The organism is Tardiphaga sp. vice154 (genome assembly GCF_007018645.1).
GTDB lineage: Bacteria > Pseudomonadota > Alphaproteobacteria > Rhizobiales > Xanthobacteraceae > Tardiphaga.
This window is the reverse complement of the sequence record NZ_CP041399.1, coordinates 1,010,598-1,025,550: the sequence shown is the minus strand read 5'-3', so window position 1 is coordinate 1,025,550 and position 14,953 is coordinate 1,010,598. Positions and strand designations below refer to the sequence as shown.

Genomic DNA, 14,953 nt, shown 5'->3' with positions numbered 1-14,953 from the left:
TTCGTCTCTCGCGGCTGTCGGATTTGGAATAACCATTTTGGATAGAATATTTTCACAAAAAGCGCTCTCAATGCTTTGCTGCGTAAATCTCCAGTTTGTGGGTTTTGCCGTCGAGGGCGACACGGAGCGGTAGTTGGTCAAGCGGACCGATTGTGCCGTCGAGGATGACATTCGGAACACTGTGATCACCGATAAATCGCGTGGAAAAGCGGATTTCGTAGCGCGTCGATCCCACTATTACGATGACTTCAAATCCGGGCCATGCGGCTGGAATGCGGGGCTCGATGACAAGAAACTCACCGTCGCGCCGAATGCCCAGAATGCCGTCGATTCCGGCACGATACATCCACGCGGCAGAACCGGTGTACCAGGTCCAACCCCCGCGTCCCACATGCGGCGCTACTGAATAGACATCGGCAGCGACAACGTAAGGTTCGACCTTGTAGCGTTCGACGTCTTCGGAGGTCTTGGCATGGTTGATCGGATTAAGCAGTGCAAAGAGATCATGTGCTTTGTCGCCCGCGCCCAGTTCCGCAAACGCGAAGATCGCCCACATCGCGGCGTGACTGTACTGGCCGCCGTTTTCGCGTAGGCCGGGAGGGTAACCCTTGATGTAGCCGGGGTCGTGCGATGTGGTATCGAAAGGGGGCGAGAACAGGACAGCTAGACCGTCCTCGTGGCGAATAAGGTGCCCCTCCAGAGATGCCATCGCTTCCGCGGCACGCGCGGGCTCGGCAGCCCGTGACAACACCGCCCACGACTGTGCTATTGAATCGATTTGGCACTCGTCATTATTCCTGGAGCCAAGCCACGTGCCATCATCGTAGGTCGCGCGGCGATACCATTCGCCGTCCCAAGCGTCCTGCTCGATCGCATTCCGCACCAATGCCGCGTGAGCGCGCCAGCGTCTGGCGCGGTCGGCGTCGCGGCTTTCCGCGAGCGGCGCCAACATTTCGATGGTGCGCAGCAGGAGCCAGCCTAGCCAAACGCTTTCGCCTTGACCGCCTTCGCCGACCCGGTTCATACCGTCGTTCCAGTCGCCGGTGCCCATCAGCGGTAAGCCGTGCTTGCCCGTGAGTTCAACGCACTGATCTAGGCCTCGAGCACAGTGCTCGAACAGAGACGCCTTTTCATCCGCAATCATCGGCTGGAAAAACGCGTCGTGTTCACCAAGTTGGAGCTGCGGCCCTTCAAGAAACGGAATTGTTTCATCCAAAACTGCAGAGTCGCCCGACGAAACAACGTAGGTCGCAGTCGCAAACGCGAGCCAGACTCGATCATCCGAGATCCGTGTTCGCACCCCCTGCCCGGAATGCGGCAACCACCAGTGCTGCACGTCGCCTTCTGAGAACTGGCGCGCAGCGGCGCGCAAAAGGTGGCGCCGTGTCTCATCCGGGCTGGCGAAGGTCAGTGCCATACTATCCTGAAGCTGATCGCGGAAACCGAAGGCGCCACTTGCCTGGTAAAAGGCCGAGCGTGCCCAGATACGGCATGCAAGCGTTTGATAGAGCAGCCAGCCGTTCAACATGATATCCATCGTTCGATCCGGCGTCTTGACCTGGACCGCGCCAAGCAACGTCTTCCATTGATCGGTCACCTCTTTGAGTACGGCGTCGAGATCGGCCTCGCGATAGCGGGTGATCAGCGCATGGGCCGCGTCAAGCGTGGTACATTGCCCGAGGAAGGATACCACTTCGATGGTCTCGCCTGCGGCAAGCTCAACGACGCATTGCAAGGCAGCGCAGGGATCGAGTCCGGCACCTGTTGTTTTGGAGAGAGGGACCCTCCCTATCAGCGCCGCGGGCGACTCAGGCCCGCCATTGCGACCAAGAAATTCGGTGCGGTCGGCGGTCCAAGATGTCTGCCGGCCCCTAAGATCGGCAAAAGCGGTGCGGCCGGGGAAGGCCATACCCCAGGGATTGCGGGCCAGCATCGCGCCGGTGGCCCCATCCATTTCTGTTGTGATAAACGGACCCGACGCTCCGCGGGAAGTGCCTAGCACCCATTCCGCGTAAGAGGTGATCGACAGCCTGCGCGGCCGGCCGGAGAGGTTTCGTAGCGTGAGGCAGGAAATCTTGATCGGATCGGCAACCGGAACGTATTGCAGCAATTCCAGCGCAATACCGTTCGCCTCATGCTCGAAGCGGCTGTAGCCAAAGCCGTGGCGCGCAATGTAGGTCCCCCCGTCGCGGATCGGCAGCGCGGTTGGGCTCCAGAGATCAAAGGTCTCTTCGTCACGAATGTAAATCGCTTCGCCCGACGGGTCTCCGACCGGATCGTTCGACCATGGCGTGAGCTGGTTTTCACGACTGTTTTCAGCCCAGATGTAGCCGCTCCCCTCGACCGAGCACTGGAAGCCGAAGGTGGGATTTGCGATCACGTTGATCCAGGGTGCCGGCGTCGTCCGGCCTGCATCAAGGATGGTTACATACTCGCGACCGTCTTTATCAAAACCCCCGAGGCCATTGAAGAACTCAAGGTCGGGCGGCGTCGACGCGGACGCGGGCTCCGGCAATGACACGCCAGGTTTCGGGTGACGGATTGGCGACAAGCCGACTGAATGCGGCAGGCGCGCGAGCTGACTGGCGACGGGCCCGCGGCGCGCCACCAGCACGACGCGGGCGATCGATTGAAGCAAGGACCTTGCATCGACGCTCATCAAGTCGGCGCGAAGTGTATAAACCGATCCCTTCGCAAGTCCATCACTTAAAGGCGGCTGCGATTGACTGCTCCGCACCGCAGTCTCAATAGCGATCTGAAGATCCTGGATATAGGAAGAAGCACGCTCATTAACGATGACAAGATCGACGCCGAGACCTTTTAAGCGCCAATATTCGTGAGCGCGGAGTAGCTGTCGCACTTGGGCGATGTCCTCTGTATCGTCAATGCGCAGAAGCACGATCGGCAGGTCGCCCGAAATACTAAGCGGCCATAGGCCCGACTGTGCCGCCGCTCCGCGAATGATCGCTTCTGATTGTGCGCGAAAGCGCGGGTCGGCGTAAAGGATGGGCGCAGCCAAACGTTGAAAATCCGCGGCCTCCTCAGCCTCGACGCCGAGATGACGGAGCTGAACCTGAGCTTGCGTCCACGCGAGAGTCTTCACCCGATCGAATGCGCTGCTATCATGATGTTTGTCGATTAGATCCAGAAGCTCGGCTCGCGTTGCAGCGACAAGGGTCCAAAAGGCGACCCGGGCGACCTTGCGAGGCGGGATACGAATTTTCAATCTGAGCGAAAAAATCGGATCCAGAACGGTCCCGACCGTGTTCGAAAGAGGTTGGTGGTGCTCGATTGCCGCAGCCGATTCGACGGTACGACATCGACCGACAAACCGGGCCCGATCAGATTCATATTGCAAATCGCCGACGATTTCGCCTTCCACCACCGCGAAATGCGCGGCCCAGATTCGAGGCTCGTCAGGTGCGCGTGGACGGCGCGTCGCAATGAGCGCACCACATTCGGCCAGATATTCGGTCTGAACAAACATCTTTGCAAAAGCCGGATGCGCGTTATCGGTTGCTGGCGCAGTCAGAACCAACTCTGCATAGGATGTGATCTCAATCTCACGCGGGCGCCGTCGGCTATTGTTCAAGGATATGCGGCGGACTTCACAGTCGTCCTCGCCGGAAACCATAATGTCCATGGTCGTTGTCAGCGTGCCGTCACGCCGGACGAATTGCGCATGATCTTCGCCGAAGAACACCTCGTTCTCATTCGTATCGCTACGTATCGGCTGAGCCGCGGGCCAGACGGTTTCGGTCTGCATATCGCGCAGAAAAATAAAAGAGCCTTGGTCATCGCGAGTTGTATCCTCGCGCCATCGAGTGACGGCCAACTCGCGCCATCGGCTATAACCTCCCCCCGTCGCGGTCAACATCACCGCGTAGCGCCCGTTCGAAAGCAAATGAGTAACCGGCGGACCCGCGAGCGAATCCTGCGTCAGCCGGCGTACGCCCGAGGCATCGACCGTGGCTTCGACTGCGGAAGCCTTCACCTCTTCGGCCCGCGGATGGGCAATGGCGACGTCGCGCGGCGTTCTTTCCTGTAGCAGAAGCTCACACGACTGAATGATGGGTTCTCGATGGAAGCGGGCGCGCATCTGGCCGTCTTGCAGGGTGTTGGCGATGGCGACGATGGTCATGCCCTGATGATGGGCCATGAAACTGCGAATGATTGCCATATCCTCGTCGTCAGGCAGCCGCGAGCGGGTAAAATCCACCGCCTCGTAGAAGCCATAGCGGCCGCGCAGACCGATCGCTACAAGACTCTCGAAATTTAACTGCGCGCCGTGCGGGTCCACCATGGTCGCAAGGCCCGTTGCATAAGGCGCGATCACGACATTTTCCGAAAGACCGCGCTTCAAGCCGAGACCGGGAACGCCGAAGTTGGAATACTGGTAGGTGAATTCAATGTCGCGGGCATTGTAAGCGGATTCCGAGATGCCCCAGGGAATGCCGAGTGACCGCCCGTAAGACCCCTGCCTTGCAACCACCCTGCGATTAGTCTGCTCAAGCAGGCTGCCCGCGGGTGCCCGCATCACCAAAGACGGCATCAGATATTCGAACATCGACCCTGACCACGAAATCAGCGCCGAACCACCGTCAAGTGGCGTCGCGGTCCGTCCAAGACGGAACCAGTGTTTCGTAGGAACGTCTCCTTTTGCTATCGCAAACAGACTGGCCAGGCGAGCTTCCGAGGCCAGCAGATCATAGCAATTTGTGTCGAGGCGCATGTCAGCGACGGAATAGCCGATCGATAGAAGTTTACGCTCGGGATCGACCAGGAACTTGAAATCCATCGCAAGCGCCAGGTCACGCGCGATATCGGCCAAAGCAAGCAGGCGGTCCTTGAGGACGCGCGGCGTACTGGCAATCTCCTTGTCTCGGACATGTTCGGCCAGCGACGTTTCTAGCGCCTCGGTCCAGAAAACCAGATCTTGAGAGGGGTCATCCGCGAATTCTGCAATAATGCTGCGAGCCGCTTTCGCGGCACGTTCGGCAAGCCGATCCAATGCAGGGGATAATGCCTCAAACGTCTGTTCTTTCTCTAACTGGGCGGCGATTTCTGCGAGGACGCTTGCGAGCAGTACGCCAGCGTCGCCGCTCTGAGCGCGAAATCTATCGAGCGCCTCACGCGCCAGCCGAAGATTGTCCATCATACCGCGCCGTGCATCCGACGCGACTAAAGCGTCCGTCCACTCTTCGCACGCATTGGCGACAACAATGAGATGACCCGCGAGATTTCCGCTATCGACGGACGAGACATAGGCTGGATTGAGAGTTTGCAGGTCCAACGTCCCGTACCAGTTGAAGAAGTGTCCTTTAAAGCGCGGAAGCTTTTGCATGGTGTTGAGCGTCTTTTCAAGCCGCTCAACGGTCTGCGTCGTTCCGGCCCAACCAAAGTCGCGCGCAGCAATGGCAGAGAGCAAATAGAGGCCCATATTGGTGGGCGAGGTCCGATGTGCGATGACGGGTTTCGGATCTTCCTGGAAATTATCTGGCGGCAGCATGTTGTCCGAGATCGTTACAAAGGTCTCGAAGAAGCGCCATGTACGACGCGCGGTGAGGCGAAGCTCCCGCGCGTCCAGATCAGATACGGCGAGTTGCCGTGTCACGGAGGGCGATCCACTGGCCCACAACGCAAGTCCCGGCGCCGCCATCCATAGCAGCGCAAAGGGCAGCACGAGAGGCCAGGACGAGGGTGCGAAAGCCACGGTGGCGACAGCCAGGACGATCGCCAGCAACGTGCCACCCGCCATCTCGCTATAAAAGCCGCCAAGAGCGAGCCTTGGATTTCGCATCGACTGAGCGGCTGTGGTCCATTCCAGTAGGTGGCGTCGGGTCAGCAATACTCGCACCAGCGTTCGCGCGATGGCATCGCCCATGCACGAGGCTTGATCTGCAAGAAAAGCAACTGACAAGAAGACTTGTGTCGCCGCAGTGCGGAAATCACCAGTGATTCGGTCGATGTGGCTCCGAAAAAGGATGCCGGCGCGACGCGGCAGCAGGGTGAGCAAGGCGGGGAGGAACGCCGGGATTGCTATCGTAGCGAGGACCATAAGGGCCGCAGGTATGGCTGAACGCAACGGTAGCAACCAGCATGTGAACAAAGCGATCAACGTCAGCGGTCCAAGCAGCGACCGCCTCAAATTGTCCAACATTTTCCATCTGCCGACCGGCGGAACCAACCAGCGTCCTGAATGATGCCCGAATATCCAGGGAAGGAGCTGCCAGTCGCCTCGAGTCCAGCGGTGCTGCCGTTTGGCAGCGACATCGTAGCGCGATGGGAATTCTTCGACAACTTCGACGTCGGAGGCAAGGCCGGCGCGGGCGAAAACGCCCTCAAACAGATCGTGGCTGAGCAGGGCATTTTCTGGAATGCGGCCGGAGAGAGCGGCTTCGAACGCATCAACGTCGTAGATGCCTTTGCCGGTATAGGAGCCTTCGCCAAAGAGATCCTGGTATACGTCGGAGACCGCGGCCGCATAGGGATCGATGCCGCCAGGGCCGGAGAAGATCTTTTGGTAAAGCGAGCCCTCGCGACCCACCGGCAGCGATGGCATAACGCGGGGCTGGAGAATCGCATAGCCGTGAACGATACGCTGCTCGGTTGCATTGAATTTCGGGCGGTTCAGAGGATGGGCCATTTTGCCGATCAGCCGCACTGCGGCATCTCGCGGCAATCTCGTATCGGCATCAAGAGTAATGACGTAGCGAACGTCGGGGGGCACCTGCGGCGCGCTGCCTTCGACGGACATAAATGTCGTATCGACGGCCCCGCGGAGCAGCCGGTTGAGTTCATGCAGCTTGCCCCTTTTGCGCTCCCAACCCATCCATTTGTTTTCGCCGGCGTTGAACACGCGGCGGCGATGCAGCAGCAGGAAGCGTTTGCCGCCGGGCCCCGGCGGATAACGGTGGTTGAGCTGCTCGATCGCCTCGGCGGCGACGGCGAGCAGACTCCCATCGCCTTCCACAATCTCCTGGTCCGCATCGACTCCATCGGAAAGGAGGACGAATGTGAGATCGCCGCCGGCCCCAGCGAGGTGGTGGACTTCCAATCGTTCGATTTGCTCCAAAAGATCGGCTTCGCTGGTCAGCAATGTAGGTACCGCGACCAGCGTCCGCAGCGACTGCGGAACACCCGCTGTAAGCTCAAGCCCCGGCAAGATGACGGCGCCGAAACTCAACATGATTGCACGATTGATGAATGCGGTCGCAACCTCGGATGCCGGCAGCAAGCCGACCAGCGCCAAGAGAATGAGCCATCCGGTAGCGAGCTCGGGTATAGCCAGCGCCCAAAGTGCGAGCGACAGCAGAAGCGCGGTCGCGATCAGGATTGATCCTACATAGCCGGCAATTCCGAGGCGAATGTTGAACCGGCTGAGCCGCAGGCCTAGCGCGGGCCGAAATCCGATCATCTCCTCGAATGCCGGTCGACCCTCCGCAATCAGATGATATCCGGGGTCTCCGGTGCGTTCGGCTTCCTCGGCTGTTACTGCCGTCGCCTGCGCGGCGCGCGCCGCGTCTAGCGCAAGGCCAGCAACCTCAAGTTCAGACGGCGTCGATCGCCAGGCCAACTGCTCGATCGCGCTCCGGTACAAATTGCGTGTCGAAAAATCCATCCCGGCAAAGGCGCTCGCCCCGCGTAGCCGCTCGTCGACCAGGCTCACGCTCTCGAATAGCTCGGCCCAATCGACGTCCGAAATCAACCGCATGCTGGTGATGACATTGCGTACGGTGACGTTAGAAGCGGCCAACCTTTGCAGGGCGTGCTGGACAACCTCATCCATTGATAAACCCTGAAGTCGCAGTTTTCCCTCCAACCATCCCAATGCGGGCGTCGTTTTCGGGTCCCGATCCCTTAGTTGCTTGGCAAGCTGCGCTGCAAAAACCTCCGACAAGGGCTCTGCGGGGCGGGCGCCGACTTCGAGCGCGGACTTGAAACCGCCCGGCGCAAGAAGGCGGCTGGCCAGCGCGTCAGCATCCGCGCGGGAGCGTTGTCCGGCCGTAATCTGGTCGGCCAACCGCCGCAGGTTCTCGATCAGCACAATGCGCAAAGTGATCGCGACCGCCCACAGCTCGCCAATCAGGAGTGGCTGAACCTGCTGATATGCCGCGATGAAACGGCGCAAGGTCTGGGGATCGAAGTGGCTATCGGTGTGAGCCACGAAGGCCCAGGCCAAGCCGAATACCCTTGGATAGCCGGCGAACGGTCCTTCGGCTAACTTCGGAAGTTGGCGGTAGTAACCGGACGGAAGATCGACCCGAATTTCGCGGATCTGCTCCTCCACAAGATGATAATTGTCGAGCAACCATTCCGCGGCCGGAACCACGCTGCGACCGCCCTCCAGTTCCGCAGCGCTCGCCCGGTAGGCTTTCAGTAAAATGGCAGCGTTGTCGCTGAGCCGCGTGGGCAAGGACAAAACACGGGCTGGTCTTGTCGTAACCAGCTGCGCTGCAGCCAGGCTTTTCGCATGTTGCTCAAGTCGTTCAACACCGAATAGTTCTTCCCTTACCGGCGACGGATCATTCCAAGGCGGTAATCGTGAACGGCGTTCGCGAAAGCTTTGAAAGATCCATTTCATACGCGGATTTCCGGTCATCGCTCGCTTATTTTCGTTGCGACAGAGGCTCTAAAACAGCGCTTCGAGGCGGGGGCACTGCCGGTAGCATTATTGTCGACAAAACGGCCCCAGCGGGGGGAACCACCGAGGCCGTTCAAGTTATCCATTTTGCGTCGTCCGACGGGATTGAGCAACGCCTGACGACGGAATCATAAAGCCGTCTAAGCGAAAAAGTTCCTCGACGAATCAGTTTTTGAAAAATCGATCGCCGTAAAGTCTTAAGCCAGCGTCCTGAGTGAACAAAATTGCTCGTACCGTAAGCATCCGGCAAAGACCCTGGCCTTAGCGATAACCGGATGAGCGGGCGCTTAGGCTGCGGCGGCGGTCTTTGGCCGCTGGGTTGTTTTCCAGGTCCAGGGAAGCAGCTCGGCGACCCTGGTGGCGGGATGATCTGGAAGCCGCGCCAATACGTCAGCAAGCCAGGCTTGCGGATCGACGTCGTTCATCTTGCAGGTTTCGATCAACGTGTAGATGGCGGCTGCGCGCTGACCGCCAGCGTCTGAGCCTGCGAAGGTCCAATTCTTTCTTCCAATTGCGATGCCGCCCAAGGCCCGTTCGGCGGCATTGTTGGACAGGCAGACGCGGCCGTCGTCGAGGAAGCGGGTGAACGATGGCCAGCGGTTAAGGCTGTAGTTGATCGCCTTGGCGGTGTCGTTCTTCGTGGAGAGCAATGCCCGCTGCTGCCGCATCCAGATTTCAAGCTCGGCGATGAGCGGCTGCGATCGTTCACGGCGCACGACAAGCCGCTGCTCCGGCGTTTTTCCGTTAATGCTGCGCTCGATCTCGAAGAGCATATCGATACGACGCACAGCCTCGCTGGCTATCGGCGCCTCTCCCTGTTTCACCAGATCGACGAACTTCCTGCGGCCGTGGCTCCAGCAAGCCGCTTCAAGGATCGGAGCTGGCTTCCTTTGAGCCTTGTAGAGCTGATTGTATCCATCAAAGGCATCGGCCTGCATCAGGCCCACATAGCCGGCAAGATGGCCTTGCGGATGCTCCCCGGCACGACTGCGCGAGTAATGGAACGACGCCGCCGGTGGGTCTTTGCCGCCAAACGGACGGTCATCGCGAACATAGGTCCAGATCCGGCCGACGACAGTCTTCAGTTTCGCCAGCACAGGCACGGTCGTGTCGTCGGCGTGGATGCGCTCGGCGCTCAGCACATGCGCCCGGATCGCCTGGACCAGCGGATCGAGCGCTACCACGCAGGCCCCGACCCGATCCGCCAGCGTCGAGACATCGATCTCGATTCCCTCGCGAGCAAAGGTCTTGCTCTGCCGGTTCAGCGGCTGATGCAGCAGGAACTTGTTGACCAGCACCATCGCCAGCAGGCTCGGCCCGGCGAAGCCGCGCGGGATCGGATGGGAGGGTGCCGGCGCCTCGGTGATCGCCTCGCAGTCCCGACAAGAGAACTTCTCACGGATGTGCTCGATAATCTTCCAGCGCCTTGGTTCGCATTCAAGGGTCTTCGATATCACCTCGCCAAGTTTGTGAAGCCGTTGACTGCCGCATTTGCCGCAGGCACACGGCGCAGGTTCGACGATACGCTCGACCGGGAGGTTGTCCGGCAGGGGACGTCGCGGCGGCCGTGGATTTTGCGCACGCTTCTGCTTGGCGGCTTCTGGTGCCGCGGTCTCGGCCTCTGTTTCCTGTTCGGCCTGGGTTTCTTCAAGATCCTCAATTGCCAGCTCAAGTTGCTCGACCAGCAGCCTGCCGCGTTCAGAGGATTGCCCGTACTGCTCGCGCCGCGCCTTGGCCAGCATCAGCTTCAGCCGTTCGATTTCCAGACGACCGACGGTCACTTCGCTGGTTGCCAGCGTCAGCAATTCGCGCTGCGCCAGGATCATCGCGTGCGCGGCGGAAAGTTCGGCGGGAAGCGGATCAGAGGGGCTCGTCACGATGACGAATCAATCATATTCGTCGCAAAAAATCGTGCGCGATCTTCGTCGTAAGACAAAAAATATCAGCTTATCCGGAAGCCTGTGGACGCCAGGTTGCCTGCGGCATGCGCCAGTCAATTCCGGACAGAAGATAGGATAATTGCGCAACGCTGATCGTGACAACGCCGTCCGCAAGGGATGGCCACAGGAAGCGGCCGCGCTCCAGTCGCTTCGTGAACAGGCACGCGCCTTGACTATCATGCCAAATAATCTTGATCAGGTCGCCGCGACGGCCCCTAAAAACGTAGAGATCACCAATATGTGAATAGGCGCGCCGTTTGACCCCCGATCGGCTTCCGCAGTTGGCTCTGACGCATGTTTGATGACGGCATCGCAGATCATGCTGCACCGAGCAATCGTGCTTCGAGAAGGTCAATTTTTGCGCGCCCATACATTTGTCGTTTGACAAGTTTAAGCTTCGTAATCTGTCCTTCGACTTGGCCGTTTGACCAAGGGTGCGTGATTGCAGCGCGCACGGCAGCGATATCCTTGAGGACTCCCGTGGCGAAGGATGAGACGAGGCTTGCTTTTGCGTTCGCGATCCAGGCATCGAGTTTGGCCTCGTCCTTTTTTCGGATCATATCGTGGAACTGGTCGATGAGCGTGCGGGCCTCGACAAGGGACGGCACGCCAGCCTCGATGGCGGCAATGACCAGGGCATCAGCCTTGGTCATGCAATCTCGCTTAATCGTCATAAGACGGGCGATAGTTCTGGCGGAGGGCACCCTTTGCAGCTGTTGTTTGCTGACCGCTTCCGAACGACGTCGACGTGTTGTCCACTCGCCAACCGTACGGAGGGATCCCCGGAACCCTTGCATTTGCAAGCGACGCCAGAGTTCGGCGCCGTTGCGACAGCCACTGCTCCACAGGCCCTCAAGGAACAGATAATACGCGTCGAGCGAACGCTCCCGTGTTTGGAACACGTCGGCTCGCCCACCCCGCAACGTCTGGCGAACGAGATTGCGACTATGACCCAGGCGGCGGACAATCTGCATGATCGAAACGCCGTCCCTGGCGAGCGCCATGATCGCCGCATTTGTATCCTCGCGCCGCAGATAGCTCTCGTATCGTAGTTTTTCTGCCGAGGTGAGCAACTCTGGGGTAATTGTCGTCGAGCCAATGGCGCTGCGGATTGCGCGCATGGACTTGCGCACCGCGTCGAGGAAGGCCGCGCTGGCGTTCTCCATCAGGTGCCAACGGTCAGCGACCTGTATCGCGTCAGGGAGCGCCTTTGCCGAGGCTTCGCCGTAACCGCCGCCACGGTCGCGCGATACGACACTGATCTCCGGATGATCAGCGAGCCACGCTCGAACTGTGGCGACCTCGCGATCTGGAAGCAGGGTTACAATCCGCCGCCGCTCGAGATCGCAGACGATCGTTCCGTAACGGCGATTGCGTCGAAAGGCCCAATCGTCGACGCCGACGACGGTCAGAGGATGGGTTCGTCGGGCTGCCCGCCGTCGTACAACCCGAAGCAACGTATCGTTGCTGACCGGCATCATCAGCCGCCTGGCAAAGCTCGCTGCTGGTCTGCCGCCGAGTGCCAATCCTAAATGGTGGACGATGCATTCCAGCCGTGCCGTCTGGCGCGACCGGGTGGGGAGAACATTGTCCCCGAACCGTTCAGCGAAAATCCGCCGCCGACAATGAGGTACCTCGCAAACAAACCGCCGCGTGATCACGCGGAGGCGTATTTGCTTACCGGCACAGGGCAAATCCGAGACTTGCCTGTCGTATCGGCTATGGATTCGTCGCGATCTCGATCCGCACACTGGGCACTCGGCCATTCCGGCTTCGGATCGGACGGCCAAAATAATTGAGTCAGATGAATCACTTACACTCTCAATAACCAGCCCACTCGGCACAAGCGACGAAATTCGAACTTCGGCTCGCATGGCGTTGATTCCCCGTTGGAGAACCGCAAGCTCGGCAAAAAAATCATCAGATGTGAGTCAGACCCCGCAGTTGACCCCACCCGTGCCGCTCAATGCCCCTGATAGTGCGATGGAAATCGTTAGCATCCGGTGAGGACCGCGTCGCGGTCACTCACGCTGCCTGATCGACCTGCTGGCTGCTGTCGCGCCAATTCCACGGTAGCAGTTCGTCGAGCCTGTGGGCGGGATGCTCGGCGATGCGCGCCAGGACGTCGGCGAGCCAGGCCTGCGGATCCACATCGTTCATCTTGGCAGTGACGATCACACTGTACATCAGTGCGGCGCGGTCGCCGCCACGATCGGAGCCGCAGAACAGCCAGGACTTGCGGCCCAAAGCGATACCGCGCACGGCACGTTCGGCGGCGTTGTTCGACAGGCAAACGCGGCCATCTTCGAGGAAGCGGGTGAACGAGCTCCAGCGCTTCAGCATGTAATCCATTGCCTTGGCGACGTCGTTGCTACGCGAGAGTTTAGCGCGTTGCTCCCGCATCCAGACTTCCAAGTCGCCGACCAAGGGTGCGCTCAATTCCTGACGCACGGCTCGTCGCCGTTCTGGCGTTTCGCCATTAATGCCACGCTCGATCTCGAACAGAGCGTCGATGCGGCGGACGGCTTCCAGCGCCAGCGGCGAGATCACCACGGGCTTCTTGCCTTGCACCTTGCGGCGCGCGTTCTCCGCCAGATCGGCCATCACGAAGAATGGCCGTCGAGCGTGGACCCAGCACGCGGCTTCCAAAATCGGGCCTGCGTTGCGGCCGGCGCTGTAAAGCTTTCCATAGCCGCCATAGGCATCGGCCTGGAACAGTCCGCTGTAGCCGGCCAGATGCGCCTGTGGATGCTCACCTGCGCGATCGCGTGAGTAATAAAATACGGCACCTGGCGGTGCTGGTCCGCCGAACGGCTTGTCATCCCGGACATAGACCCAGATCCGGCCTGTCGAGGTCTTGCCCTTCGCCAGAACCGGCACCGTGGTGTCGTCGCCGTGCAACCGCTCGGCGCTGAGCACATGGGCCTCAAGGCGCTGGAACAGCGGCATCAGCGCGACTGCGCAGCCGCCGACCTGGTCCGCCAGCGTCGACAGGCTGATCGGCACGCCCTCTTTGGCATAACGCTCGGCTTGCCGGTTCAGCGGCTGGTGCTGGCCGAACTTCTCAAACAGCACCATCGCCAACAGGCTCGGGCCCGCCCAGCCGCGGGCGATGACGTGGAACGGCGCCGGCGCTTGGGAGATCTTCTCACAATCCCGGCAGCTGAACTTTTCCCTAACGTGCTGGATCACCTTCCAGGATTTCGGGATCACCTCCAGCGTCTCTGTGATGTCTTCGCCGAGTTTCGACAACCGGGCACCGCCGCAGCACGCGCACGACACCGGCCCAGGCACGATCACGCGCTCGCGAGGCAGATGCTCGGGTAACGGCTTGCGGGACGGCCGGCGGCGGGAGAACGACGCCACGGTAGTGGTTGCGCTCGTGACCTTGGCCGCGGCCATTTCCGCCGCCAGTTCGTCCTCGGTCGCCTTGGCCTCGAGCTCCTCCAGCGTCAGTTCGAGCTGATCCAGAAGGCGCGCGGACCGCTCCGAGCGCGGCCCGTAACGATCGCGGTTCAGCTTTTCGATCTGTAGCTTCAGATGTGCGATCAGCGCCTGATCGTCGGACTGCTGGGCACGGACGATGGCGAGTTCGGCGCGCGTCGCAAGCAACGTTGCGTGCAGCGCCTCAATGTCTTCCGGAAGCTTTTCAGGGCCGGTTTCCATGCTCTGATGGAATCATAAAAGTCGCGATTTGGCGCGGACTTTTTACGATTCACGAGACCTTTCGCAGCTATCCCGCGCTCTGCGGCCGCCAGCTGTGTTGCGGATTACGCCAGTCGATCGCCTCCAGCAAATAGCCCATCTGGCCGGCGGTCAGCGCCACGACACCGTCCACCGTGGACGGCCAGATGAAGCGCCCACGGTCGAGCCGCTTGGCATAAAGCGACAGGCCGATCCCGTCATGCCAGAGCGCCTTGATGAGCGTGCCAGCACGGCCGCGGAACACGAACACGTCGCCGGCAAAGGGATCGCGCCCGAGGCCTTCCTGAACCAACAACGCCAGACCCTGCATGCCTTTGCGGTTATGCGGAGCTCCGCATAACCGCAAGGGCGCCGAGGGTCTGGCGGCGCTGGTGCGCGAGACGATGAAGGCCGATCCGTTCTCGGGTGCCGTCTATGTGTTCCGGGCGAAACGGGCCGACCGCGTGAAGCTGATCTATTGGGACGGCACGGGAGTGTGCCTGTTTGCCAAACGGCTCGAGGATGGCAAGTTCCGCTGGCCGAACGTGCAGGATAGTGTGATGCTGCTGTCGGCAGCTGAGTTCTCGGCATTATTGGAAGGGCTCGATTGGCGACGGGTTCACACCGCGCGCGAGACCCCGGCACCGGTGCAGCCAGGCTGATCTGCGACAGAGTAAATCAGTCC

General features: G+C 60.3%; 7 protein-coding genes. 1 reads left to right on the top strand and 6 read right to left on the bottom strand.

All coding sequences use genetic code 11. The annotated features are described in order from the left end of the window. Positions 1-67 precede the first annotated feature (67 nt). From FIU28_RS04775 to tnpB (FIU28_RS04750), 6 genes are all read right to left on the bottom strand, one after another. Positions 68-8,584, bottom strand: a complete 8,517-nt coding sequence (locus FIU28_RS04775; RefSeq protein ID WP_143571906.1) for a GH36-type glycosyl hydrolase domain-containing protein — start codon at positions 8,582-8,584, stop codon at positions 68-70. Positions 8,585-8,931: 347 nt separating this feature from the next. Further along, on the bottom strand, positions 8,932-10,470 hold the full coding sequence (gene tnpC, locus FIU28_RS04770; protein WP_210245512.1) for an IS66 family transposase: 1,539 nt from the start codon (positions 10,468-10,470) through the stop codon (positions 8,932-8,934). A 121-nt stretch (positions 10,471-10,591) separates the two neighbouring features. Continuing rightward, positions 10,592-10,954 carry an IS66 family insertion sequence element accessory protein TnpB gene (gene tnpB, locus FIU28_RS27290; protein WP_143571904.1) on the bottom strand — a complete coding sequence of 121 codons (363 nt, stop codon included), beginning with the start codon at positions 10,952-10,954 and terminating at the stop codon, positions 10,592-10,594. After that, a complete protein-coding gene (locus tag FIU28_RS04760) occupies positions 10,902-12,458 on the bottom strand; it encodes an ISL3 family transposase (protein ID WP_143571903.1) in 1,557 nt (518 codons plus the stop codon). The genes tnpB (FIU28_RS27290) and FIU28_RS04760 overlap by 53 nt, the downstream gene beginning before the upstream one ends. A 151-nt stretch (positions 12,459-12,609) precedes the next feature. Continuing rightward, positions 12,610-14,250 carry an IS66 family transposase gene (gene tnpC / locus FIU28_RS04755; RefSeq protein ID WP_143571902.1) on the bottom strand — a complete coding sequence of 547 codons (1,641 nt, stop codon included), beginning with the start codon at positions 14,248-14,250 and terminating at the stop codon, positions 12,610-12,612. A gap of 67 nt (positions 14,251-14,317) precedes the next feature. After that, a complete protein-coding gene (gene tnpB, locus FIU28_RS04750) occupies positions 14,318-14,599 on the bottom strand; it encodes an IS66 family insertion sequence element accessory protein TnpB (RefSeq protein ID WP_143571901.1) in 282 nt (93 codons plus the stop codon). On the opposite strand from tnpB (FIU28_RS04750), the gene tnpB (FIU28_RS04745) reads away from it, so the two are divergent. Further along, on the top strand, positions 14,598-14,930 hold the full coding sequence (gene tnpB, locus FIU28_RS04745; protein WP_143571900.1) for an IS66 family insertion sequence element accessory protein TnpB: 333 nt from the start codon (positions 14,598-14,600) through the stop codon (positions 14,928-14,930). The two genes, tnpB (FIU28_RS04750) and tnpB (FIU28_RS04745), sit on opposite strands and share 2 nt — an antisense overlap. Positions 14,931-14,953 lie beyond the last annotated feature (23 nt).